The 22,230-nt window shown below is 70.3% G+C and carries 23 protein-coding genes and 1 pseudogene; 5 read left to right on the top strand and 19 right to left on the bottom strand.

The genetic code is table 11. The features are described from left to right. Positions 1–16 precede the first annotated feature (16 nt). From O9255_RS11220 to miaA, 7 genes are all read right to left on the bottom strand, one after another. Complete coding sequence (locus O9255_RS11220; protein WP_297866942.1) at positions 17–1,498, bottom strand: ATP-binding protein; 1,482 nt, start codon at positions 1,496–1,498, stop codon at positions 17–19. A 1,579-nt stretch (positions 1,499–3,077) separates the two neighbouring features. After that, positions 3,078–4,370 carry an adenylosuccinate synthase gene (locus O9255_RS11215; protein WP_297866941.1) on the bottom strand — a complete coding sequence of 431 codons (1,293 nt, stop codon included), beginning with the start codon at positions 4,368–4,370 and terminating at the stop codon, positions 3,078–3,080. 199 nt (positions 4,371–4,569) lie between these two features. Continuing rightward, a complete protein-coding gene (gene hflC, locus O9255_RS11210) occupies positions 4,570–5,457 on the bottom strand; it encodes a protease modulator HflC (protein WP_297866940.1) in 888 nt (295 codons plus the stop codon). 1 nt (position 5,458) lies between these two features. Next, the gene (hflK, locus tag O9255_RS11205; RefSeq protein ID WP_297866939.1) at positions 5,459–6,586 is read right to left on the bottom strand and encodes an FtsH protease activity modulator HflK; all 1,128 of its coding nucleotides are present in this window, start codon (positions 6,584–6,586) and stop codon (positions 5,459–5,461) included. 52 nt (positions 6,587–6,638) lie between these two features. Continuing rightward, the gene (gene hflX / locus O9255_RS11200) at positions 6,639–7,937 is read right to left on the bottom strand and encodes a GTPase HflX (protein ID WP_297866938.1); all 1,299 of its coding nucleotides are present in this window, start codon (positions 7,935–7,937) and stop codon (positions 6,639–6,641) included. A gap of 34 nt (positions 7,938–7,971) precedes the next feature. Then, the gene (gene hfq, locus O9255_RS11195; protein ID WP_297866937.1) at positions 7,972–8,262 is read right to left on the bottom strand and encodes an RNA chaperone Hfq; all 291 of its coding nucleotides are present in this window, start codon (positions 8,260–8,262) and stop codon (positions 7,972–7,974) included. 105 nt (positions 8,263–8,367) lie between these two features. After that, on the bottom strand, positions 8,368–9,363 hold the full coding sequence (gene miaA, locus O9255_RS11190; RefSeq protein ID WP_297866936.1) for a tRNA (adenosine(37)-N6)-dimethylallyltransferase MiaA: 996 nt from the start codon (positions 9,361–9,363) through the stop codon (positions 8,368–8,370). Between the two features lie 115 nt (positions 9,364–9,478). Between miaA and O9255_RS11185 the strand changes: the two genes are divergently transcribed. Together O9255_RS11185 and O9255_RS11180 are read left to right on the top strand one after the other, a co-directional pair. Next, entirely contained in the window at positions 9,479–10,558 is a 1,080-nt protein-coding gene (locus tag O9255_RS11185) for an alkane 1-monooxygenase (protein ID WP_297866935.1), read from the top strand. 36 nt (positions 10,559–10,594) lie between these two features. Then, positions 10,595–11,311: a hypothetical protein gene (locus O9255_RS11180; protein WP_297866934.1), complete on the top strand. Its 717-nt coding sequence runs from the start codon at positions 10,595–10,597 to the stop codon at positions 11,309–11,311. A gap of 35 nt (positions 11,312–11,346) precedes the next feature. Here O9255_RS11180 and folP read toward each other — a convergent pair whose 3' ends face one another. The 5 genes and pseudogenes from folP to rlmE form a co-directional block, all read right to left on the bottom strand. Then, complete coding sequence (gene folP / locus O9255_RS11175; RefSeq protein WP_297866973.1) at positions 11,347–12,249, bottom strand: dihydropteroate synthase; 903 nt, start codon at positions 12,247–12,249, stop codon at positions 11,347–11,349. Positions 12,250–12,271: 22 nt separating this feature from the next. Continuing rightward, positions 12,272–12,856 (bottom strand): hypothetical protein, encoded by a 585-nt coding sequence (locus O9255_RS11170; protein ID WP_297866933.1) that lies wholly within the window; start codon positions 12,854–12,856, stop codon positions 12,272–12,274. A 63-nt stretch (positions 12,857–12,919) separates the two neighbouring features. Continuing rightward, on the bottom strand, positions 12,920–13,162 hold the full coding sequence (locus O9255_RS11165) for a hypothetical protein (protein WP_297866932.1): 243 nt from the start codon (positions 13,160–13,162) through the stop codon (positions 12,920–12,922). 38 nt (positions 13,163–13,200) lie between these two features. Further along, positions 13,201–15,066, bottom strand: a pseudogene (gene ftsH, locus O9255_RS11160) (ATP-dependent zinc metalloprotease FtsH); the annotation flags it as partial. Next, the gene (gene rlmE, locus O9255_RS11155) at positions 15,063–15,698 is read right to left on the bottom strand and encodes a 23S rRNA (uridine(2552)-2'-O)-methyltransferase RlmE (protein ID WP_297866931.1); all 636 of its coding nucleotides are present in this window, start codon (positions 15,696–15,698) and stop codon (positions 15,063–15,065) included. The pseudogene ftsH and the gene rlmE, both read right to left, overlap by 4 nt. A 92-nt stretch (positions 15,699–15,790) precedes the next feature. Here rlmE and yhbY point away from each other — a divergent pair, with 92 nt between their 5' ends. Beyond that, positions 15,791–16,093 carry a ribosome assembly RNA-binding protein YhbY gene (gene yhbY / locus O9255_RS11150; protein ID WP_297866930.1) on the top strand — a complete coding sequence of 101 codons (303 nt, stop codon included), beginning with the start codon at positions 15,791–15,793 and terminating at the stop codon, positions 16,091–16,093. Between the two features lie 3 nt (positions 16,094–16,096). Then, entirely contained in the window at positions 16,097–16,480 is a 384-nt protein-coding gene (locus tag O9255_RS11145) for an MTH938/NDUFAF3 family protein (RefSeq protein WP_297866929.1), read from the top strand. A gap of 30 nt (positions 16,481–16,510) precedes the next feature. On the opposite strand, the gene O9255_RS11140 is transcribed toward O9255_RS11145, so the two are convergent. The 3 genes from O9255_RS11140 to surE are packed head-to-tail and all read right to left on the bottom strand — an operon-like array spanning position 16,511 to position 18,971. Further along, positions 16,511–17,521 carry a peptidoglycan DD-metalloendopeptidase family protein gene (locus O9255_RS11140; protein ID WP_297866928.1) on the bottom strand — a complete coding sequence of 337 codons (1,011 nt, stop codon included), beginning with the start codon at positions 17,519–17,521 and terminating at the stop codon, positions 16,511–16,513. Next, positions 17,521–18,198, bottom strand: a complete 678-nt coding sequence (locus tag O9255_RS11135; RefSeq protein ID WP_297866927.1) for a protein-L-isoaspartate(D-aspartate) O-methyltransferase — start codon at positions 18,196–18,198, stop codon at positions 17,521–17,523. The genes O9255_RS11140 and O9255_RS11135 overlap by 1 nt, the downstream gene beginning before the upstream one ends. Then, complete coding sequence (surE, locus tag O9255_RS11130; protein WP_297866926.1) at positions 18,195–18,971, bottom strand: 5'/3'-nucleotidase SurE; 777 nt, start codon at positions 18,969–18,971, stop codon at positions 18,195–18,197. Before surE ends, O9255_RS11135 begins: the two co-directional genes overlap by 4 nt. Before the next feature lie 88 nt (positions 18,972–19,059). On the opposite strand from surE, the gene O9255_RS11125 reads away from it, so the two are divergent. After that, positions 19,060–19,647 carry a Smr/MutS family protein gene (locus tag O9255_RS11125; RefSeq protein ID WP_297866925.1) on the top strand — a complete coding sequence of 196 codons (588 nt, stop codon included), beginning with the start codon at positions 19,060–19,062 and terminating at the stop codon, positions 19,645–19,647. Positions 19,648–19,660: 13 nt separating this feature from the next. Here the strand turns inward: O9255_RS11125 and truD are convergent, their stop codons facing one another. From truD to O9255_RS11105, 4 genes are read right to left on the bottom strand one after another with little or no spacing between them, the layout of a single operon-like run. Next, positions 19,661–20,728, bottom strand: a complete 1,068-nt coding sequence (gene truD, locus O9255_RS11120) for a tRNA pseudouridine(13) synthase TruD (RefSeq protein ID WP_297866924.1) — start codon at positions 20,726–20,728, stop codon at positions 19,661–19,663. Next, complete coding sequence (ispF, locus tag O9255_RS11115) at positions 20,725–21,207, bottom strand: 2-C-methyl-D-erythritol 2,4-cyclodiphosphate synthase (protein WP_297866923.1); 483 nt, start codon at positions 21,205–21,207, stop codon at positions 20,725–20,727. The genes truD and ispF overlap by 4 nt, the downstream gene beginning before the upstream one ends. A 12-nt stretch (positions 21,208–21,219) precedes the next feature. Next, entirely contained in the window at positions 21,220–21,918 is a 699-nt protein-coding gene (gene ispD, locus O9255_RS11110) for a 2-C-methyl-D-erythritol 4-phosphate cytidylyltransferase (RefSeq protein WP_297866922.1), read from the bottom strand. Further along, a complete protein-coding gene (locus O9255_RS11105) occupies positions 21,915–22,229 on the bottom strand; it encodes a septum formation initiator family protein (protein ID WP_297866972.1) in 315 nt (104 codons plus the stop codon). Before O9255_RS11105 ends, ispD begins: the two co-directional genes overlap by 4 nt. Position 22,230: the final 1 nt, after the last annotated feature.

Raw genomic sequence — 22,230 nt, 5'->3', positions numbered from 1 at the left:
CGCGCGCCACCGACGGTCAAGGCCCAGCGTCGGGCTCCGAGAGCGGCGCCACCAAGGGCAGGCGCAGCTCGAATCGTGTGCCCTCGCCCGGCCGGCTCTCGACGCTGATGCTGCCCGCCAGCAGCTGGCCCACCAGGTTGTAGACGATGTTCAGGCCAAGGCCCGTGCCGCCGCGGCCCATCTTCGTCGTGAAGAACGGCTCGAACACCTTCCGCCGCACGGCCTCGTCCATGCCGCGCCCATCGTCGGCGAAGGACAGCACCACCTCGGTACCCTCGGCCTTGCCAATCCGCACCGCCTCGATGCGCAGCGTGCCTTCGGCCTCCTCGTCGAAGGCGTGCATCGCCGCGTTGTTCACCATGTTGCCGACGATCTGGCTGATGGCGCCCGGATAGCTGTCCATCGCGATGCCATCGGGCACGTGCAGCGCTACGCGGAAACGGGCGTGGCGAAGTACCGGCGCCTCCATCTCCAGCGCCTCGCGGACGACGGTGCCGAGATCGAAGCGGCGGCGCTTGCTGCCCGATCGGTCCACGGCAACCTGTTTGAAGCTCGACACCAGCTCATGCGCGCGGCCGATGCTCCGCACCACGAGCTGGCTGCCTTCGCCCAGCACGCTCAGGAAGCCGTCGAGGTCGCTGCGCTTCAACCGGCCTTCCTCGACCGCGCGCGCGATCACCTGCGCCTGCTCGTGCAGGGTCGAGCTGACGACCAGCGCGTTGCCGAGCGGCGTGTTCAGTTCGTGCGAGACGCCCGCCACCATCTGGCCGAGCGAGGCCATCTTTTCCGCCTCGACGAGCTTGCCCTGCGTGCCTCGCAGTTCCTGCAAGGCGGCCTCGGCATCGTCGCGGGCCTGCACCAGCTCGGCGGTACGCAGGTCCACGAGCGCCCGCAACCGGAGCGCGCGCTTCGCTGCGAGGGCTTCGCGCCAACGGAGCAGACCGGCGATCGCCAGAAGCAGGAGCAGCAGGGCCGCGAGCAGGAAGGCCGGCGTCTGCCAGAACATCGCTTCGACCCTCAGCGGCAGCACCAGGGCGTGCGGGCTCCAGTCACCGACGCGGTTGGTGGCCTCCACGACCAGCACGTAATCGCCCGGCCACAGGCCGCCGAACGTGGCCGTGGGCTGGCTCGCATCGGCCGCGATCCAGCCACCGGCCTGACCTTCAAGCCGATAGCGGTAGCGCACGGCGGTGGGGTCGGAGTAATCGAGGCCACTGAAGCCGATGGCGAGCCGCCGCGTTCCGGCGGGCACCCGCCAGCCCCACGGTTCGCGGGGCAGCGCGACGCCATCGGCCTCGACGGTGCCCAGCACCACCTGGGGGTTGAACGCCCAGGGGCGGAATCGCGAGGGATCGAGCAAAACGAATCCGGTGCTGGTGCCGAACACGATCTGGCCATCGCCCATCGCCCGGCTGGCCCCCCAGACCTGGTTGGCGACGTCGAGGCCGTCCGCCGGGCCGAGGGCCTGCCAACGCCGGGCGCGCGGATCGAAGCGCACGCGCCCCGTCCAGACGACACCTTCACCAGACCGCGCTCCAAGCCCACCCAGACGCCGCCCCCGCCCGCCGCGCCAAACGTGCGGGCGCGGCGCTCGGGCCAGCCCTCGGCCACGGGTTCGAAGCGGCCGGCATCGTCGGCCGCGCGCCACACGCCGCCTTCCTGCATAGCGGCCCAGAACTGGCCGTCCGGCGTCCGAAGCAGGCTCCGCACCGTGCCATCAGCGAGGGACTCGCCCACGGAAATCGTCCGCCGCACGCGCAAGCTGCGGGTGTCCACTTCATCGATGCCGAGGTCGCCAACGGCCAGCCACACTCGCCCATCCGGCAATGGCGCCGACGCGTTGATGGTGGGATGCCGCAGGCCTCCGGGGCCCGCTGGCAGGTAGCGGAGGGCCTGCAGCCCAGAGGGCAGACGCTGAAGCCCACCGCCCCAGGTGGCGATCCACAGCTGGTCGGCGCGGTCCACGGTGATCGACTGGATGCGGTCGACCGCCAGGCTGCCAACGCGGCCCGGCGATTGGCGCAAGCGCTCGAGCAGCGCACCGATGGCGGCGTCACGCACTTCGAGCCCGCCGCCGAAGGTCGACAACCACATCCGCCCTTCGCCCCAATCGGCGAACCCGTCCACCCACGGGTGCCCGACGCCGCCCGGTGCCGGGGCCAAGGGCAAGTGGCGCACCGAGCCATCACGCTCGACCACGGAGGCGCCATGCGCTTGCGTCCCGACCCACAGCCGCCCGTCGCGCGCCTCGTGAATCGCGTAGACATATCGCCCTTCGAAGCCCCGCACGGGCTCGGGCGTGGTCTCGCCCGTCCCGAGGCGCATCAGGCCCGCACGATGGCCCAGCCACAGCGTGCCCCGGCGATCCACGAGCACGGTGCGCACCGATTCGCCGGGCATCAGGTGCACGCCCTCCACCCAGCGCCCCTCGGCGTCGATCCGCCGGGCGCCGTCGCGGGCATCGGCGATCCATGCACCGCGCTCACCGTCCGATGCGATGGCGAGGGGCGTGAGCCCGCTGTCCGAATGGGTCGATCCGTTGCCGGGTGGGGGCAGGTGAACGAAGGCCCCGGTCGCCGGGTCGCGCCACCACACGCCGAAACCTTGCAGGGCCACCCAGAGGCGGCCATCCGCCGACGCTTGGAGGCTCTGCACGAAGGCCCGCGGCAGGGCCGGCGAGCGGTCGGACTCATGGAGCACCCGCTGCCCGTCGAAGCGCAGCAGGCCATTCGTCGATCCGACCCAGATCAGGCCGTCACTGTCCTCCGCCAGGGCCGTGATGACCCCGTTCGGCACGGCCCGCGCATCGGCGATGGTCTGGAAGACCGGCGGCGTGGGCGACGGGCGTGCAGCCCAGGCGAGCGCGGCAGGGATGCACGACAACACGAACAGGGCGGAAATCGCGACGACCCGGGACAGGCGCCGCCCGCCATGGGCCGCGGCCAAAACCGGTGTCGCGCTGGCTCCCTGCCCCGCTCCCGCCATGCCGCAGTGCTCCCCGTCGAAGGTGCCTGCCGATCATGGCAGACACCGTGGGGTCCGACATGCGGCGGCGCGCCAAGGCGCCGCCGGCAACCTCAGGCGAACGGATCCTGCAGCACGATGGTCGACTCGCGGCCGGGGCCGGTCGACACGATCGACAGCGGGCAACCGGCCAGTTCCTCGAGTGCACGCAGATAGGCGCGGGCCGCCGGCGGCAGCTTGTCCCACTCGGTGACGCCGGCGGTGCTCTCGCTCCAGCCCGGGAACTCGAGGTAGACCGGCGTGCACTCTTCCCAGCCCGCCGCGTCGAGCGGCGCGTACTCGGTGCGCTTGCCGCGGTATTCGTAGGCGATGCAGATCTTCAGCTTCTCCATCCCGTCGAGGATGTCGAGCTTGGTGATGCACAGGCCGGTGATGCCGTTGATGGCGACCGCACGCTTCAGCGCGACGATGTCCATCCAACCGCAGCGGCGCGGACGGCCGGTGGTGGCGCCGTACTCCTGGCCGCGGTCGCGGATGCCCTGCCCGATCTCGTCGTTGAGCTCGGTCGGGAACGGGCCGCCGCCGACGCGCGTGGCGTAGGCCTTGGCGATGCCGAGCACGTAGTCGATGGCGTCCGCACCGACGCCGGTGCCGGCCATCGCGCCGCCCACCGTCGTGTTTGACGAGGTGACGTACGGGTAGGTGCCGTGGTCGATGTCGAGCAGCGAACCCTGCGCGCCTTCGAACATCACGCGCTTCCCCTGCTTGCGCAGGTCATGGAGGATGCCGGCCACGTCGGCCTTCATCGGGTCGACGTACGCACCGAACGCCAGCGCCTCGTCGAGCGTCTTCTGGTAGTCCACCGCCTCGACGCCGAGGTACTTCGTCAGCACGAAGTTGTGGTAGTCCATCGTGGTGCGCAGCTTCTCGGCCAGCTCCTTCGGATAGGCGAGGTCGGCCACGCGGATGCCACGGCGCGCCACCTTGTCCTCGTAGGCCGGGCCGATGCCGCGACCGGTGGTGCCGATGGCCTTGCCGCCAGCCGCCTTCTCGCGGGCCTGATCCAAAGCGATGTGGTAAGGCATGATCAGCGGCGTCGCCGGGCTGATCTTCAGCCGCGAGCGCACCTCGACCCCGCTCTCCTCGAGCTGGGTGATCTCCTTCTGCAGCGCCGCCGGCGACAGCACCACGCCGTTGCCGATCAGGCACAGCGCGCCTTCGCGCAGGATGCCGGACGGGATCAGGTGCAGCACCGTCTTCTTGCCGTTGATGACCAGCGTGTGCCCGGCGTTGTGGCCGCCCTGGAAGCGCACGACCGCGCCGATCTCCTCGGTGAGCAGATCGACGATCTTGCCCTTGCCCTCGTCGCCCCACTGGGCGCCCAACACGACAACCGACTGACCCATGGCCGAAGCCCTCTCTTCAATGGAATGCAGGCCCTTTCGGGCGGGCCTTGGCCGGGCGGGAGCGGCGCCGCGGGGCGCCGGGCATTCCTTAGCCCCAGACAAGACAAAAGCCGGTGGCGCTTGAGGCGCCCCGGCTTTGCGAAATTATCCGCCCTTTTTCCGCCCCCCGCCACCCCGAAGGGCGGCGGGCGGCTACGGCTCAGCGCCGGGCCTGCTCGAAGTACTCGAAGAACTCCGAATCCGGATCCAAGACGAGCGTGGTCTTGCCGTCGGCGAGCGCGCCGCGGTAGGCCTCGAGGCTGCGGTGGAAGGCGTAGAACTCCGCGTCCTTGCCATAGGCACCGGCATAGATCTCCGCGGCCTTGGCATCGCCTTCGCCGCGGATCTTGGCGGCATCGCGCTCGGCGTTGGCGAGGATCACCTGGGCCTGCTGGTCGGCTTCGGCGCGGATCTTCTCGGCGCGCTCGTTGCCTTCCGCACGCGTGCGCGTGGCGACTTCCTCGCGATCGGCGCGCATGCGGTTGAACACGCGGTCCAGCACCGACTCGGTGCCCGACGCGCCGTCATCCGGCAGGTCGATGCGCTTGATGCGCACATCAGCCACCTTGATGCCGAGCGTGGCGGCGCCCTTGTTGATCTCGTCGATCAGGCCGGCGGTGGAATCCCGGCGACCGGCTTCGGCGAGCTGGCGCAGCGTGCTGCGGTTGATCAGGCTGCGCAGGGCGCCTTCGACGATCGGCGACAGGCGGGTGATGGCCTGGCTCTCGATGCCGCCGCCAGCAGCGCGGTAGTACTGCGCCACGTTCTCGATGCGCCACGCCACGAAGTAGTCGACCTGCACGTCTTGCTGCTCGGAGGTGAGGTAGCGCTTGTTGTCGGCCGTCATCGTCAGCAAGCGGCGATCGAAGGTGCGCACCGTCTCGATCAGCGGCACCTTGAAGCGCAGGCCGGGCTGGACGTCCTCGCGGACGACCTCGCCGAGGCGAAGCACGATGGCCGTGTCGGTCTGGTCGACGGTGAACACCGAACCCATCAGAAGGAGGATGGCGAGCGCGGCGGCGATGAGGATATTGGGGAGCTGGCGCATGTCAGCGGCTTCCTTCGCGGAGTTCACGGTCCGTCGGACGGGCCGGGCGGGCGGATTCACTGGCTTCGACGGCGGCAGCCTGCACTTCCGGCCGCGACAGCAGCGGCGGTGTCGCGCTGGTGTCGCCCGCCGCGGCGCCGCCACCCTGCGTGGTCGGCTGCAGCAGCAGCGTGTTGCCGCTGGCGCCCGCGATGATGCGCGGATTGGTCGACAGCACCTGCTGCACGGTCTCGAGGTAGAGGCGCTTGCGCGTCACTTCGGGGGCCTTGCGGTACTCGGCCAGCAGCAGTTCGAAGCGCTGGGCTTCACCCTCGGCACGCGCCACGACGGCTTCGCGATAGCCGTTGGCGGCAGCGAGTGTCCGCGAAGCCTGGCCGCGGGCGCGGGGCACGACCTGACCCTCGTAAGCCTGCGCCACGTTCTGGAAGCGCTGCGCGTCCTGCTCGGCGGCGATCACGTCGTCGAAGGCGGCCTTCACCGCGGCCGGCGGCGCCGCCACGGGCAGCACGAGCTGGTTGATCGTCAGGCCGGTGCGGTACTTGTCGAGCGAGTCCTGCACGACCTTCTGGACGTTGGCCGTCAGGTCATCGCGCTTGTTCAGCGCGGTCTCGAGGTCGGCGTTGCCGATGGCCTCGCGCACCGCGCTTTCCGTGAACTGCTGCAGCAGGTCGCGCGGCGTGCGCGTGCCGAACAGGAAGTCTTCCGGGTTGGTGATGGTGTACTGGACGTTGTAGCCGATCTCGACGAGGTTCTCGTCGCGCGTCAGCGCCAGCATCTGCTCCTCGACCGCGCCGACGTCCTGCGCCTGCACCACGATCACGCGCTCGATCGGCCACGGCAGCTTGAAGTTCGCGCCCGGCTCCATCATCCGGCTGTACTCGCCGAAGCGCAGCACGACGCCGCGATCACGCTCGTCGATCAGCTTGAAGGAGTTGAAGACCAGCCACACCAGCAGCAGGCCGCCGATCAGGTACAAGGGGTTGAAGCCGTCGGCACCGCCGCGGCCACTGCCGCCGCCACCGCCGCCGAACATGCCACGCAGTTTGTCGACGAACGCCTGCACCTCGCGGTTCGGGTCTTTCCCGCGCCAGGGGTCGTTGTTGCGGTTTCCGGGTTGGTTCCAGGCCATGGGGGCTCCGTGCGGACACCCGCAGGCCGCGGGCGTCGATCAATTCACAATTCTAGGTAGGGGTGGCAGGGGCAACAAGCAAGAGCCCGTGAAGCGGATGGCCTCCCGGCGCCGCCGCGAGCCGCTCGGCCGTGCTGCGCGGCAGCCGGACCTCGAGCTGCCAACCAGCTTCGTCGGCGGTTTCGGCACGCACCGCCCCCATCGCGTGGAGCTGGGCCCGGAGTCGGCCGTCGGCGGCCCCGAGCATGAGGCGCCCCACCAGCAGGTCGGCGGCGAAATGGGTGCCCAGGGCCTCCAGCAGGGCGTCCAAGCCGGCACCGGCGCGTGCCGACACCCAGGCCTGCGTCGCCTCGCCGTCGCGGATGTCGATCCGCGGCTCCAGGCCCTCGATGCGGTCGATCTTGTTGAAGACCGTCCACTGCGGCACGTCGCCGGCGCCGATCTCCTCGAGCACCTCGTTCACCGCGGCGATGCGCGCGTCGCGCTCGGGATCGGCGGCGTCGACAAGGTGCAGCAGCAGGTCGGCTTCCCGCGCTTCGGCCAAGGTCGAGCGGAAGGCCGCGACAAGGTCATGCGGCAGGTCGCGGACGAAGCCCACGGTGTCGGAGAGCAGCAAGGGGCCGCAGGCGAGGCCGTCGATACGGCGGACGGTCGGGTCCAGCGTTGCGAACAGCTGGTCCGCCGCGTACACGCCGCTGCCGGTCAGCGCATTGAACAGCGTCGACTTGCCCGCATTGGTGTAGCCGACGATGGCGACCCGCGGAAGCTCATTGCGCGCCCGCGCGCGGCGCATTTGCGTGCGCTGCACATCGATGCGCGAGAGGCGCTTTTCGAGGGCATCGATGCGAGCGCGGATCAGTCGCCGGTCGGTCTCGAGTGCGGTTTCGCCTGGGCCGCGCAGGCCGATCGAACCACCACGCTGCGAGTCCATCGACTTGCCCTTGCCGGTGAGGCGGGTGGCCGAGTGCTTCAACTGCGCGAGTTCGACCTGCAGCTTGCCGTCGGCGCTCGCGGCGCGCAGCGCGAAGATGTCGAGGATCAGGCCGACGCGATCGATGACGCGCCGCCCGAGGTCGTCGCTGAGGTTGCGTTCCTGCACCGGGCTCAGGGTGGCGTTCACCAGCACGACGTCGACGTCGGCGGCCTCGCAGTAGCCCTTGAGCTCCTCGACCTTGCCGCTGCCGAGGTAGTGGCTGGCACTGGGGCGCTCGAGGCGGGCATCGATGACGGCGATCACCTCGGCACCAGCGGAGCGCGCCAGGTCGGCGAACTCCTCGGCGATGGCGGGGTCGCGTTTTCCGGGCGCCGCAGGCTGGACCAGCAGGGCGCGCTCTCGGCGGGGGCTGTTCATTGGTGCAGGCGGCGGAGAACGCGCCGCGCGACGGTCACTCGATGCCTTCGTCGGGCAGCTCGTCGCCACCCTCGCCGCCATCGCCGGCTGAATTCACCTGGCCACCGCCGGGCCCGACGCGCACGTTGCGCGATGGCACCACGGTCGAGATGGCGTGCTTGTAGACCATCTGGCTGACGGTGTTGCGCAGCAGGACGACGAACTGGTCGAAGCTCTCGATCGTGCCCTGCAGCTTGATGCCGTTGACGAGGTAGATCGACACCGGGATCCGTTCGCGACGAAGCGCGTTCAGAAACGGGTCTTGAAGGCTCTGGCCTTTCGACATGGGGAATCCGGCGTGGTTGTTCTTCTCGGGACAGGCATCGTAGCCCGCGGGCCGGTCACGTGCGAGTGAGCGCAGGCCGCGGCACCCGAGCGGCGCAGCCGGGATTCAGGCATCGGGGCCGAGGAAGGCCCGCATCGCCTGGTCCAGCGGCGCGCGCGCGGTCGAGGGGTCGAACCACAGCGCATCGTGCTCGCCGCGCAGCCACGTGAGCTGGCGCTTGGCGAGGTGGCGCGTGGCAGCGATGCCCTGCTCGACGAAGGTCGCGGTGTCGGTGGCGCCGTCGAGGTGCTGCCAGGCCTGCCGGTAGCCGACGGCACGCATCGCCGGGAGGTCGGGATGGAGGCGCGGGTCGGACTTGAGCGCACGTACCTCGTCGAGGAAACCGGCGGCCAGCATCGCGTGGAAGCGGCGCGCTATGCGTTCGTGCAACACCGCGCGGTCGGTGGGCGCCAACACGAGCTTGAGCACGCGGAACGGAAACGGCGCACGCGGTCCCCGGCTGCGAGCCTGCCACTCGCTGATCGGCACCCCGCTCAAGCGGAACACCTCCAGCGCACGCAACGTGCGCTGCGTATCGCCGGGCTTGATGCGGGCGCCGGCGACCGGATCAACGCGCTGCAATTCGGCATGCAAGGCCGGCAGGCCGCGACCCACGAGTTCGTCCTGAAGCTGCTCGCGCATCGCCGTGTCGGATTCGGGCAGGTCGGAGAGCCCCTCCAGCAATGCCTTGAAGTACAGGCCGGTGCCACCGACGAGCAAGGGAACCCTGCCCTCCGCGGAAAGCGCCTGCATCTCGCGCAGGGCATCGCGCGCGAAGTCGGCGGCGGAATAGGGTTCGTGCGGCTCGCGGAGGTCGATGAGCCGATGCGGTGCGCGCGCGAGCGTCGCGGCATCGGGCTTGGCGCTGCCGATGTCCAAACGGCGGTAGACGAGGGCGGAATCGACGCTGATGACCTCGGTATCGAGGTGCTGGGCCCAGTCGGCGGCGAAATCGGTCTTGCCGGACGCCGTCGGGCCCATGACCGCCACGGCCCGCGGCCGGTGGTCGGCGCGCGGATCGACGGCTTGGGAAGAGCGGCAATCGAAGGAAGCGTTCGGCATCGGCGCGCAGCATAGCCGCAGGACAGCCGGGCGCGTCCCGCGCCGTTGTGCGGGCTCGGCGCGGGGCGTAGATTCGAGGCCGATTCCCGCCGCGCCGCCCTACGGAGCCCCGTTCATGTCGCGCCTGAAGGCTTTCGGATTCCTGCTGGTCTTCCTGATCCCCGCCACCCTGCCCTTCGCGGCGTGGTTGGCATCGCAAGGACTGTCGCCCGGCGTGGCGGCCTGGTTCCCGCTGGTGGCGCTGTTCGTGCTGCTGCCACTCGCCGACTACACGCTGGGCCACGACAGCGTGAACGTGCCGGTCGAGCAGGAACGCGCCTTCGCCCACTCGCGCTGGTTCCGCGGCCTCACCGTGCTGGCGTTGCCCGTACACCTCGGCGTGCTGGCGTGGAGCGGATGGTGGTTCGCCGGTGCCGACCTTTCCCCGCTGGCCATGGCTGGCTGGCTGCTGTCGCAGGGTGTGGTGGGCGGCGTGCTCGCCATCAACACCGCCCACGAGCTGATCCACAAGGACAGCCGCTTCGAGCAGGCCGTCGGCGGCCTGCTGCTGGCCTCGGTCGGTTACCACGGCTTCAAGGTCGAACACGTCCGCGGCCACCACGTGCACGTCTCGACGCCGGAGGACGCCTCGAGCGCCCGCTACGGCCAGAGCCTGTGGCACTTCCTGCCGCGCGCGCTCCTCCACAACACGCGCAACGCCTGGGCCCTCGAGGCCGTGCGCCTGCACAAGCTCGGCCTGCCGGCCCTGCACTGGCGCAACGAGCTGGTCGGCTGGACGGCCGCGTGGCTGGCGATGGCCGTGGCGATGACGGCATGGCTCGGGGTCGTGGGCCTCGTCTTCTTCCTGCTGCAGGGCCTGTTCGCCGCGAGTTCGCTGGAAATCATCAACTACATCGAGCACTACGGCCTCGAGCGCCGGAAGCTGCCCGATGGCCGCTACGAGCGGACGACGCATCTGCACAGCTGGAACAGCGACTACCGCCTGTCGAACCTGATGCTGTTCCAGCTGCAGCGGCACAGCGACCACCACGCCTTCCCGAAGCGGCCTTACGCCATCCTGCGCCACCACGCCGACAGCCCGCAGCTGCCCGGCGGTTACGCATCGATGTTCGTGCTCGCCCTGGTGCCGCCGCTGTGGTTCCGCGTGATCCACCCCCGCGTCGAGGCCTTCCGCGCCCGCGTCGCGACGGCTTGATTGCCCCCCCGCCCCCCCCCCGACAAAGGATTCCTGATGCTCCGCAACGCCGCTGCACGGGGCGCCGCACTGGCTGCCCTCTTGGCGATCGCTCCCCTCGCCCATGCCGGCGTGCTCGCCACCGAGCTTCTGCTGATGCCGCTGGCACCCGAGATGAAGAGCTCCACCCAGCTGTATCTGCCCGAAGCCTTCGATCCGAAACAGCCCACATGGGTGTCGTACACCTTGATCGCGGTGTCGCCCACCGCCGAGCCGGAAGGACAGGTCGTCGTCACCAGCATGTTCGAGCGTGAGCCGACGGCCCCAACCGCGGGCACGGTGCTGTTCGAGCCCCGAGACCTGCGCGTCACGACGTCCGCCGGCACCATCCAGCAGCAGTTCGAGCAGAACTTCGGCAAGCGCAGCGAGTCCGAACTCCGATCGATCTGGGGCGACGCCATGTACGACGCCTACGTGGCGGTGAACGCCGGCACCGGCCGCATGCTGGACGGCACGGCGGTGCGCGAGCTGCCGCCGCTGTCGCAGGGCGATCCGATCCTGCTGGTCAGCGTCGAGAACGCGAGGGGCATCCAGCCGGCCGGACTGCTCATCACCGTGGGCCAGGGCGAGATCCCGCCGCAGCACCAGCCGAACGTCGAATCCACCGGCGCGTTCCAGCTCGGGCTGGGGCTCGGGAAGATGCTGCCGATCCTGCTGCTGCTCGGCATTGGCTACGTCGTCTACCGCGTCATCCAGTCGCGGCGCGGGGGCTGAAGAGCACGGCGCGAAACGGCCGGCAGCGGCTCCGACTACTCGTCGTCAGGCCAGCGGATCGACGGCGCCGCCGGCTTGCCCCGCGGCGTCGGCACGGTGGCCACGGCCGCCCACACCTTCAGCGCGTCGACGGTCGCCGCCACGTCATGCACGCGGACCAGCATCGCGCCGTTCTGCACGGCGATCAGGTGCGCGGCCACCGAAGCGGCCAAGCGATCCCCGACCTCACGCCCAGTGATCTGGCCGAGGCTCGACTTCCGCGACAGGCCCGCCAGCACCGGCACGCCGATCTCGGTGAAGCGCTTCAGGTGGGCCAGCAGCGCGAGGTTGTGTTCGAGCGCCTTGCCGAAGCCGAAACCGGGGTCGATGACGATGCGCCGCTTGTCGATGCCCGACATCTCGCAGGCGAACACGCGCTCGGCGAGGAAGCGGTGCGCCTCGCCGACCACGTCGTCGTAGGCCGGGGCCTGTTGCATCGTCCGCGGCTCGCCCGCCATGTGCATCAGCACGACGGCGGCCTTCGACGCCGCCACCGCCTCGAGCGCGCCTTCCGTGCGCAGCGCCATCACGTCGTTCACCATGCCGGCGCCCGCGGCCAGCGCGGCACGCATCACGCCGGGCTTCGTGGTGTCGATGGAAATCGGCACCGTCGTCGTCGCCACCAGCGCCTCCACCACGGGCAGGACGCGAGCGAGCTCGGCGGCTTCATCCACCGGTTCGGCCCCGGGCCGAGTCGATTCGCCGCCGACATCGAGTACGTCGGCGCCTTCCCGCACGAGACGCAGCCCATGCGCGACGGCGGCCTCGACGGTCGCGTGGTGGCCTCCGTCGGAAAACGAGTCGGGGGTGACGTTGACGATGCCCATCACCTGCGGGCGATCCAGTCGCAGCACGCGGCCGGCGCAGTCGATGGTGGGAACGGTGTCGATGCCGAACATCATGGATTTCCCTCGGATGGGATCAGCCGCGCGTCCGCTCGAGCAGCAGGGTCATGAAAATGGCCTGCAGGACGGCATCGCGCGCCTCGCCGTCCAATGCCGCGTGCTCGTCGATGCGATAGCGACCTTCCATCAGCGCGGGCACCTTCTGCACGCGCATGACCAGCGTGCCGTTGCGGTCCTTGAGCAGGTAGGCCGGATGGAACCAGTAGCCGGCGAACAGCCCGATGATCGGCAGGTCGGAGACGAGACCGTCCAGCACCTTCACCCACGGATTCTCCTCGCTGACAGTCAGCAGCAGACCGTCGGCGGCCTGGATCTCGTAGTGCGCGCGCCACAGCGAGCGCATGCCGTGCCGACGCACGACGCCGATCGGCTTGCCCGAGGCGTCGGCGATGCGATAGGCCGCGTTGAAGTCGAGCATCCGGTCGGCGCGGATCTCGAAGAGCCGGCGCGTCTGCGCCTCGTCGGCGAAGACGGTGACGCTCTCCTTGAGCTTGAAGAGCTTCTGCTTGACGTAATGGGTGAGCGTGCCGCGCGCGTCGGTGACGCGGATCTGCGGCGAGAGCGCGATGCGCTTGAAGGCGATTTGCAGGGGGAAGTGCATGGGGAGGGCGGCTGTATGGGGCGCCCATGCTCGCCGCTGCGCCCGGCCGCCACAAGCCCGGGGCTAGTCGCCGATCTTCAGGATCAGCCAGCTGCCGACGAAGGCCATCGGCAGGCCAAGGAGCAAGCCGGCCCACACGAGCGGGGCCGGCTTGCCGAGCCAGAGATTGAGGCCGGAAACCACCAGAGCGGCAAAACCGCTGCCGACCAACCCACCCCCCAGCGCGCCGCGAAAGCGGTTGCGGCGCGATGCACGCAGCAGCGCCGCGGCATCGACCAGGGACGGCGAGCGGTCGGAGGCGATCAAGCCTGCGGAGCCGCGGGGCCCAGGGGGGCACCCGCCGAGGGGCCGTCATTGTCCTTGACGGGCGCGTTGCCGGCCTTGCCCCAATCCGCCGGCGGGCCCGGACGACGGCCTTCCATGATGGCGTCGATCTGCTGCGCGTCGATGGTCTCGTAGGTCAGCAGCGCCTCGGCCATGACATGGAGCTTGTCCATGTTGTCCGTGAGGATCTGCTTCGAGCGGGCATAGGCGCGATCGAGGATGCCGCGCACGACCTCGTCGATCCGGCGGGCGGTCTCGTCGGAGACGTTCTTCGTCTGCGAGACGCTGCGACCCAGGAACACCTCGCCTTCGTCCTCGGCGTACGCGATCGGACCGAGCTCGTCCGAGAGGCCCCACTTCGTGACCATGTTGCGGGCCATCTTGGTGGCGCGCTCGATGTCGTTGGATGCGCCCGTGGTGACCTTGTCGGCGCCGAAGATCAGCTCCTCGGCGACGCGGCCGCCATAGAGCGAGCACAGCATCGACTCGATGTGGACCTTGTTGTAGCTGTAGCGGTCGCCTTCCGGCAGGTACATGGTGACGCCCAGCGCGCGACCGCGCGGGATGATCGTCACCTTGTAGACCGGGTCGTGGTCGGGCACGACGCGCCCGACGATGGCATGGCCGGCTTCGTGGAAGGCGGTCAGCTTCTTCTCGTCCTCGCTCATCGCCATCGAACGGCGCTCGGCGCCCATCAGGATCTTGTCGCGGGCCTTGTCGAAGTGCTCCATGCGGACGAGCTTGCCGTTCTCGCGCGCGGCGAACAGCGCGGCCTCGTTGACGAGGTTCGCGAGGTCGGCGCCCGAGAAGCCCGGCGTGCCACGCGCGATGGTCATGGGCACGACGTCATCGGCCAGCGGGACCTTGCGCATGTGCACCTTGAGGATCTGCTCGCGGCCCTTGACGTCCGGCAGGCCCACGACCACCTGGCGGTCGAAGCGGCCCGGACGCAGCAGGGCCGGGTCGAGCACGTCGGGGCGGTTGGTGGCCGCGATGACGATCACGCCTTCGCCGCCTTCGAAACCGTCCATCTCGACCAGCATCTGGTTGAGGGTCTGCTCGCGCTCGTCATGGCCGCCGCCCAAGCCGGCACCGCGATGGCGGCCGACGGCGTCGATCTCGTCGATGAAGATGATGCACGGCGCGTGCTTCTTGGCGGTGTCGAACATGTCGCGCACGCGGCTCGCACCGACGCCGACGAACATCTCGACGAAATCCGAACCGGAGATGCTGAAGAACGGCACCTTGGCCTCGCCGGCGATGGCGCGGGCCAGCAGCGTCTTGCCGGTGCCCGGCGGACCGACCATCAGCACGCCGCGCGGGATCTTGCCGCCGAGCTTCTGGAACTTGCCCGGGTCGCGCAGGAATTCGACGAGCTCACCGACTTCTTCCTTCGCTTCGTCGCAGCCGGCGACGTCGGCGAAGGTGACCTTGATCTGGTCCTCGCTCATCAGCTTGGCCTTGGAACGGCCGAAGCTCATCGCGCCCTTGCCGCCACCCTGCTGCATCTGGCGCATGAAGTAGACCCACACCCCGACCAGCAGCAACACGGGCAGCAGGCTGACCAGAAGGGACAGGAAGAAGCTGTTCTGCGGCGGCGGCTCCTGGGTGAAGGTGATGCCCTTCGCCAGCAGCTCGTTGGTGAGGTCGCGGTCTTCCGGCTTGAAGGTGACGAAGGTCTCGCCGTTCTTCCGCGTGACGCGCGTGGTGACGCGGTCCGCCTCGATCTCGACCTTCTGGATGTTGCCGCTGCGGACTTCCTCGATGAACTCGCTGTACGCGATGTCGCGACCCGCGCTCGGGCCACCGGAGAAGTTCTGGAACACCATCGCCAGCACGACGGCGACGACGAGCCAGAGGAGGAGGTTGCGGGCGAGATCGTTCATTTCATCGGTCCTTCGCGCTTGGCGGTCGCCAGCGCATACACCTCGGTCGACCGCTTGCGCGACGCCTCGGGCTTGCGGATCACCACGCGCTCGAAGCGAGTGCGCAGTTGCCGTACGTAATCGTCGAACCCCACCCCCATGAACAGCTTGATGAGGAAGGCGCCGCCGCGTTTCAGGTGGCCGTCGCAGAAGTCCAGCGCGAGCTCGGACAGATGCATCGCCCGCGCCTGGTCGGTGACGGCCACGCCACTCATGTTGGGGGCCATGTCGGAAAGCACAAGGTCGACCGGCGCACCCGCGAGAAGGGCTTCCAGCTGCGACAGTGTTTCCGGCTCCCTGAAATCACCGTGAAGGAAATCGACGCCCGCGATCGGCGGCATGTCGAGGATGTCCAGCGCGACCACCCGCCCACGGTCGCCGAGCTGCTTGCGGGCCAATTGCGACCAGCCGCCCGGCGCGGCGCCGAGGTCGACGATGGTCATGCCCGGCTTCAGCAGCTGGTCACGTTCGAGCAGCTCCTCCAGCTTGTACGCCGCGCGCGAACGCAGCCCTTCGGCCTGTGCCTTCTTCACGAAGGGGTCGCTGAAGTGTTCCTTGAGCCAGCGCTGGCTGGACTTGCTGCGGGTGGCCATGGTGCCGCCGTGGGGAAGGCCCCCCATGATACCCTGCGCGCCCTTCGGGCCGCCCCGGGCCGAAGGTCCTGCTGCCGCCGAAGGTTCCCGCCATGCCCATCGCCCTCACTTCCGCCCAGAAGCGCTACCTGCGCGGGCTGGCCCACGACCTGAAGCCGGTGATCCTGGTGGGCGGCAAGGGCGTGACCGACGGCCTGGTGGCCGAGACCGCGAGCGCCCTGCAGATCCACGAGCTGATCAAGGTGAAGGTGGCCGCCGAGGACCGCGAGGCCCGCGACCTCGCCATCGCCACCCTGGCGGACGCGGCGGATGCCGCGCTGATCGCGCGGATCGGCAACATCGCCGTGATGTTCAAGCCGCGCACCGACAAGCCGCTGATCGCCCTGCCGCGCTGAGCCATGCCACTCGCCCAGGAGCAGCCCGATTTCCGCTTCGTGCCCCGCGGCGTCGATGCCGGGGGCCGGGTGACGATCAATGACACCCGGTTCGATGCCAGCTTCATCGTGTCCGGCGACCAGCTCCTCGAAGGCTGGCGTCCACGGAACGTGGCCGACCTGCAGCCCAGCGATCTCGACGCCCTGTTCGCCCTGCAGCCGACGGTGATCCTGCTCGGCACCGGCACGCGCCATGCGTTCCCCGCCCCGGCCGTCCTGGCGGCGGCCCTGACCCGCGGCATCGGCTTCGAACCGATGGTGAATTCGGCCGCGGCGCGCACCTTCGCGGTGCTGGCCGGCGAAGGCCGCAAGGTCGTCGCGGCCTTCCTGATCGACCCCGGCGGCTGACGCGCCGCACCAGTCGGATGGCGCCGGCGCTCAGCGCCGAGGCAGCAGTGGTGTCGGATCGACCGGCTTGCCGTTCCGGCGGATCTCGAAATGCAGCATGTCGCGACTGGTGCCCGTGCGGCCCAGCTCGGCGATCTGCTGCCCGGCACTGATGTTCGCGCCTTCGGCGACCAGACGACGGCGGTTGTGGCCGTAAGCGGAAAGCCACTCGTCGTTGTGCTTGATGATGATCAGCTCGCCGTAGCCCACCAGCCCGGCGCCGGAATACACGACGGTGCCCGCGGCCGCGGCGCGCACCGGCTGACCGGCGCTGCCGGCGATGGCGATGCCCTGCCGCGCCTTGTCGCCTTCGGCGTAGCGCGAGATCACCTGCCCCTGCGTGGGCCATTGCCACTGGCCGGCACGGAACGCGCCGGTACCTGCCGGGCCGGTCGGCGTGGACGCCGGCACCGGAGCCGGTGCGGCGACCGCGGCCGGCTGCCGGGGCGCGGCCGTGAGCGGCGGGTTGGACGGCGTTGCCGCGATGGCCGGCGAAGCGGGCGGCGCATTCGCCGGGGCCGTCACCGGGCGGGAAGGCGGTGCCGACGTGGCCGCCGCCGGCGGAACGACCGGGCCCGAGGATCCCGCCGGTCCACGCGGCATCGGCGGCGGACCCGAGGCGACCGCGGGTGCCGCCGGCGCGGAAGACGGGCTTGAAGCTGCGGGGCGCGTCGTCGTGCGCCGCGGTTCGCTCAGACGGAGCACCTGGCCGGGCTTGATCACGAAGGGCTCGCCGATGCCGTTCCAACGCGCGACTTCGCGCCAGTCGAGGCTGTTGCGGAAGGCGATGCCGTACAGCGTGTCGCCGGCCTGCACCACATGGGAGGGGCCACGAGGCGCGGTCGAGGCCGCTGCCCTGGCCGGCCTCGCATCGGTGTAGATGGGGCGCGGCGCCGCCTCTTCGCGCACCACGGTGGTGCTGGCACAGGCGGCCATCAGCAGGGCTGCCGCGGACAGCGCGATGCCGCGCAGGGCGCCGACGGCCGGATTCCGATTCCGCATTACTGCACTCCCGACAACAAGGGCACGAAGACCACGCCGCCCAGATCGTCCTGTTCGATGGTGTCGCCTTCGCGACGCAGGCGCAGCAGGCGCTGCGCGCTGGCGCCGCCGACCGGCGCGACGAGCGTGCCGCCCGGCGCGAGCTGTTCGAGCAATGGCGCCTCGAGGGCCGCACCACCGGCGGTGACGATGATGCCGTCGAACGGGCCATGCTCCGGCCAGCCGAGGCGGCCGTCGTCATGGCGCGACCGGATGTCGAGCGACAGCTGGCGGAAGCGGCGGCGCGCATCGCGCAACAGCTCGTCGATACGCTCGACGGTGAACACCTCGATGCCGAGCGTGGCCAGCACGGCAGCCTGGTAGCCGCTGCCGGTACCGACCTCGAGCAGGCGCTTCGGGAGGCCGCGCTCGATCAAGGCCTCGGTCATGCGCGCGACCACCCACGGCTGCGAGATGGTCTGGCCGCGGCCGATCGGCAACGCGGTGTCCTCGTAGGCGCGGCTGGCCAGCGCCTCGTCGATGAACTGGTGTCGCGGCACGCTGCCGATGGCGCGCAGCACGCGCTCGTCGCTGATGCCTTGCTCGCGCAGGCGCTGCAGCAGGCGCTCGACGGCACGCTGGCCGGTCATGCCGACGCCCGGGACGGCGCGCGGGGCGAGTTTCAGCGGCGTGGTCATGCGCGCGCCAGGCCCTTGGCCAAGCCGCCCACCCAACCGGCGACGGTCTCCAGCGCCTGGTAGCGGGTGAGATCGACGTGGATCGGCGTGATCGAGACGAAGCCGCGCTTCAGCGCGTCGAAATCGGTGCCGGGGCCGGCGTCCTGTTCGGGACCGGCAGGGCCGATCCACCAGACCGGCCGGCCGCGCGGGTCGGTTTGCGCAACGCAGGGCTCGGCGCGATGGCGGTGGCCGAGGCGCGTCACCTCGAAACCGGCGACCTCGGCCCAGGCGCGGTCCGGCACGTTGACGTTGAGGATGGTGTCGGCCGGCAAGGGATCGGCCACGAGGCGCGCCACGAGTTCAACGGCGACACGCGCCGCGGTGTCGAAATGCAGGCCCTGGTGGTCGCGCGTCACCAGCGACATCGCGATGGCGGGCAGGCCGAGGAAGCGCCCCTCCATCGCCGCGGCGACCGTGCCCGAGTAGATGACGTCGTCGCCAAGGTTGGCGGCGTTGTTGATGCCGGAAACGACGATGTCGGGCTGCTCGTCGAGCATGCCGGCGAGAGCGAGATGCACGCAGTCGGTCGGGGTGCCGGCCACGCTGTAGACGCCGTCGCGGATCCGCTTGGCGCGGATCGGCATGTCGAGCGTGAGCGAATTGCTGGCGCCGCTGCGGTCGCGGTCCGGTGCGACGACCGTGACCGCGTGGCCGGCGGCCTTGAGCCCTTCGGCGAGGGCGTGGATGCCGGGGGCGTCGACCCCGTCATCGTTGCTGACCAGAACGCGCATGGAATCCCCACTGAAGCGAGCCGCCATGATAGCGAATGCCGGCCGTGTCGATGCCGCGCTCGCATCGCTTCGGCTAGCCTGTGCGGCGATGAAGATTCCCCGCGCCCTCCGCAAGGCCGTCACCCGCAAGCCCGCGCCGGTCGCGGCCCCCGAGCCCGAACCCGACGATGCCGCGCTGTTCCGCGAGGCCATCGGCCCGGTGCGGGTCATCGAAACGGAAGCGCCGGCCGTCGAGGCCCCCAAGCCGCAGCCCAACACCCGCCGCCACGACGAGGACGAGGCCGAGGCCTTGCGTGAAACCATGCGCCAGCCGCTCGACGCACTGGCCTACGCGATGGGCGAGGTGCTGGAGTTCCGCCGCGACGAGGTGCCGCCGCAGACGCTCAGGCGCTTGAAGCGCGGTGAGTTCGCGGTGCAGGACGAACTCGACCTGCACCGGATGCGCGTCGACGAAGCCGAGGCGGCGCTGCGGGTATTCCTTGGCGAAGCCCGGCGCGCGCAGTTTCCTTGCGTGCGGCTCGTGCATGGCAAAGGGCTGCGTTCGGAAGCCGGCCCCGTGCTGAAGGCGCTGGTTGATCGAGTGCTGCGCCACCGCGGCGACGTGCTCGCCTTCGCCTCCGCCCCGGCGGCCCAAGGCGGCACCGGCGCGACCCTCGTGCTGCTGCGCGGCGTCTGAGGCCGCGCGCCGCTCAATCGCCGTCGGGCAAAGCGTCGCCCGCACCTTCACCCGTCTCACCGCACAGGCCGGCCAGCACCGCCGTGGCGTAGCAGCCCGGCGGCAGGCGGAAGCGCAGTTCAAGGGCGTCGTCGGCCGGCCACGTCCAGGCCAGCCCCTCCGCGCGAACGCGCAGCGCGCGGCGCTCCTGCGACAAGCCGGCCTCTTCGAGGCCCTTGCACAGCGCCGCCTCGTCGGCAGCGACGGTGGATTCCAGCGCGTTCGCCGAACCGGTGGTCCGCAACGCGCCACGACCCCACAGCGGGCCGGTGGGATGCAGGTCGAACGCGGCCACGCGGGCCTCGAGTTCAGGCGTCAGCGGTTCCGGGCCGAACACGCTCTTTCGGCCATCGAGCATGAACACTTCGCCGTCGATGGCGCGTTCCCAGCTACCGTCGGCGACGCGCGTGTCGAGCACGCGATTGAACAACTCGGAGCGCGCGGCCGAGAGCAGCATCGAGCGGGTTTCGCGACCCACCTTCGCCCCGGCGAACATGCGCCGCGCCTGCCCGACGTTGTCGCCGAAGCGGCCGAAGCGCTGCACGCCGAAGCGATTCGGCACGCCTCGATCAGCGATCGACTGCAGGCGCACTTCGATGGCGGCGCGCAAGGCATCGTCGGGCACGTCGCCGCCCGGACCGCGCAACTCACGCAGCGTGATCGTGAAGGCATTGCCGGCCAGCCCGCCGCGCGGCAGCTTGCGCGCATGCCAGTCGTGCGCGACCACGCGCAAACCCTCGGCCTCGAGCGTGTCGAGCGGCGGCGAAACGCGCTTGGGCAGGTGCACGGTGAAGCGCTGGCGGGTCACCGCCTGCTTGTCCTTCAGCCCGGCATAGCCGATCGCCACCGGCGCCACGTTCGCCCAGCGGCACAGGCGCTGCACGATGTCGGTGGTGGCATGGCCACGCTTCTCGATCCACAGCTGCAGGTGCTCGCCCTGCCCCGTCGCCGGCTCAGTGGCGATCTCCTCGACGACGAAGTCCTCGGGCGCGGCCTTGATGCGGGCGGCGAACAGCGGCGCGCCGAACGGCGAGGCGCTCACGCGCGCTCCAGCAGCACGACGGCCATCGCCGCGAGGCCTTCCTCGCGACCGGTGAATCCCAGCTTCTCCGTCGTCGTGGCCTTCACCGAAACAGCGTCGAGAGCCACCCCGAGGTCAGCCGCCAGCGTTTCGCGGATGGCCTGCGCATGCGGGCCGACCTTCGGACGCTCGCCGACGACGGTGGCATCGACGTTGCCGATGCGCCAGCCGCGCTCGGCGGCCAAGGCGACGCAATGCACGAGGAATCGCCGCGAGTCCGCGCCCTTCCACTGCGGGTCGGAGGGCGGGAAATGCTTGCCGATGTCGCCGAGCGCCAGCGCACCGAGGATCGCGTCGCAGAGCGCGTGGATCAGCACGTCGCCGTCGGAGTGGGCGACGATCCCCCGCGTGTGCGGCACGCGGACGCCACCGAGGACGACGTGGTCGCCGGGGCCGAAGGCATGGACGTCATAGCCCTGCCCGATGCGGATGTTCGCCATGTTTGCTTCGCCTCAGGCGCGTCCGTCGCCCATGCGACGGAGGATGGATTCGGCCACGGCCAGATCGGCGGGCGTGGTGACTTTCAGGTTGTCCTCGCTGCCTTCGACCAGCAGCGGCTTGAGGCCGAGGCGCTCGATGGCCATGGCCTCGTCGGTGGCGACGACGCCCGCGCGCTCGGCGGATTCCAGCGCACGCACGAGGCTGTCGCGGCGGAAGGCTTGCGGCGTGAGCGCCCGCCACATCGAACCCCGCGGCACGGTGGCTTCGACGCGACCGTCGTCACCGGCGCGCTTCAGCGTGTCGCGCACCGGTGCGGCGAGGAGCGCACCGACCGGGTCGGTCTTCAGTGCAGCAAACAGACGCGACAGATCGAGGGCTTTCACACAAGGACGGGCGGCGTCGTGCACCAGCACCCAGTCGTCGGCGGGCACCGAGGCCGGCAGGGCGCGCAGGCCGGCCAGCACGGAATCAGCACGCTCGCCGCCACCGAGACAGGTGAGCACCGGCTTGCCTTCCAGCTCACGCCAGCCGCGCCAATGCGGGTCGTTCGCCGACAGCGCCACCATCACGCCACTGACCGACGGGTGCGCCAGCAGCGCGCGCAGGGTGTGCTCGATCAATGGGCGACCGAGCAGATCGAGGTATTGCTTCGGGATCTCGCCACCGAAGCGTGCGCCGCGCCCGGCGGCGGGCACCACCACCCAACTCATCCGCCCGACTCGTCGGTGGCCGGCGCCGGCTTCTCGCCTTCCACCACGCGGTAGAAGGTCTCGCCGGGCTTGATCATGCCGAGCTCGGCGCGAGCGCGATCCTCGACGGCCGCTTCGCCGGATTTCAGCTCGGCGACATCGGCGGCGAGCGCCTGGTTGCGCTGTTCGAGGCGGGCGTTCTCCGCCTGCTGTGCGGCCACCCGGGCCTGCAATTCCGCCAGCTGCCCGCGTCCGCCCTCGCCGCGCTCGAGCTGCCAGAGCAGCGCGAAGGCGACGAGCGCGAGGACGACGTGCGGCAACCAACGGCGGATC

Origin of the sequence: Silanimonas sp. (assembly GCF_027530345.1) — a bacterium.
Taxonomy (GTDB): domain Bacteria; phylum Pseudomonadota; class Gammaproteobacteria; order Xanthomonadales; family Xanthomonadaceae; genus Silanimonas.
This window is presented reverse-complemented; position numbering and strand designations above follow the sequence as displayed.

What these genes read in the sequence shown, in the direction of transcription:
- O9255_RS11215 (WP_297866941.1), bottom strand. Translation starts at nt 4,370, where the DNA reads ATGGGTCAGTCGGTTGTCGTGTTGGGCGCCCAGTGGGGCGACGAGGGC.
- hflC (WP_297866940.1), bottom strand. Translation starts at nt 5,457, where the DNA reads ATGCGCCAGCTCCCCAATATCCTCATCGCCGCCGCGCTCGCCATCCTC.
- hflK (WP_297866939.1), bottom strand. Translation starts at nt 6,586, where the DNA reads ATGGCCTGGAACCAACCCGGAAACCGCAACAACGACCCCTGGCGCGGG.
- hflX (WP_297866938.1), bottom strand. Translation starts at nt 7,937, where the DNA reads ATGAACAGCCCCCGCCGAGAGCGCGCCCTGCTGGTCCAGCCTGCGGCG.
- hfq (WP_297866937.1), bottom strand. Translation starts at nt 8,262, where the DNA reads ATGTCGAAAGGCCAGAGCCTTCAAGACCCGTTTCTGAACGCGCTTCGT.
- miaA (WP_297866936.1), bottom strand. Translation starts at nt 9,363, where the DNA reads ATGCCGAACGCTTCCTTCGATTGCCGCTCTTCCCAAGCCGTCGATCCG.
- O9255_RS11185 (WP_297866935.1), top strand. Translation starts at nt 9,479, where the DNA reads ATGTCGCGCCTGAAGGCTTTCGGATTCCTGCTGGTCTTCCTGATCCCC.
- O9255_RS11180 (WP_297866934.1), top strand. Translation starts at nt 10,595, where the DNA reads ATGCTCCGCAACGCCGCTGCACGGGGCGCCGCACTGGCTGCCCTCTTG.
- folP (WP_297866973.1), bottom strand. Translation starts at nt 12,249, where the DNA reads ATGTTCGGCATCGACACCGTTCCCACCATCGACTGCGCCGGCCGCGTG.
- O9255_RS11170 (WP_297866933.1), bottom strand. Translation starts at nt 12,856, where the DNA reads ATGCACTTCCCCCTGCAAATCGCCTTCAAGCGCATCGCGCTCTCGCCG.
- rlmE (WP_297866931.1), bottom strand. Translation starts at nt 15,698, where the DNA reads ATGGCCACCCGCAGCAAGTCCAGCCAGCGCTGGCTCAAGGAACACTTC.
- yhbY (WP_297866930.1), top strand. Translation starts at nt 15,791, where the DNA reads ATGCCCATCGCCCTCACTTCCGCCCAGAAGCGCTACCTGCGCGGGCTG.
- O9255_RS11145 (WP_297866929.1), top strand. Translation starts at nt 16,097, where the DNA reads ATGCCACTCGCCCAGGAGCAGCCCGATTTCCGCTTCGTGCCCCGCGGC.
- O9255_RS11140 (WP_297866928.1), bottom strand. Translation starts at nt 17,521, where the DNA reads ATGCGGAATCGGAATCCGGCCGTCGGCGCCCTGCGCGGCATCGCGCTG.
- O9255_RS11135 (WP_297866927.1), bottom strand. Translation starts at nt 18,198, where the DNA reads ATGACCACGCCGCTGAAACTCGCCCCGCGCGCCGTCCCGGGCGTCGGC.
- surE (WP_297866926.1), bottom strand. Translation starts at nt 18,971, where the DNA reads ATGCGCGTTCTGGTCAGCAACGATGACGGGGTCGACGCCCCCGGCATC.
- O9255_RS11125 (WP_297866925.1), top strand. Translation starts at nt 19,060, where the DNA reads ATGAAGATTCCCCGCGCCCTCCGCAAGGCCGTCACCCGCAAGCCCGCG.
- ispF (WP_297866923.1), bottom strand. Translation starts at nt 21,207, where the DNA reads ATGGCGAACATCCGCATCGGGCAGGGCTATGACGTCCATGCCTTCGGC.
- ispD (WP_297866922.1), bottom strand. Translation starts at nt 21,918, where the DNA reads ATGAGTTGGGTGGTGGTGCCCGCCGCCGGGCGCGGCGCACGCTTCGGT.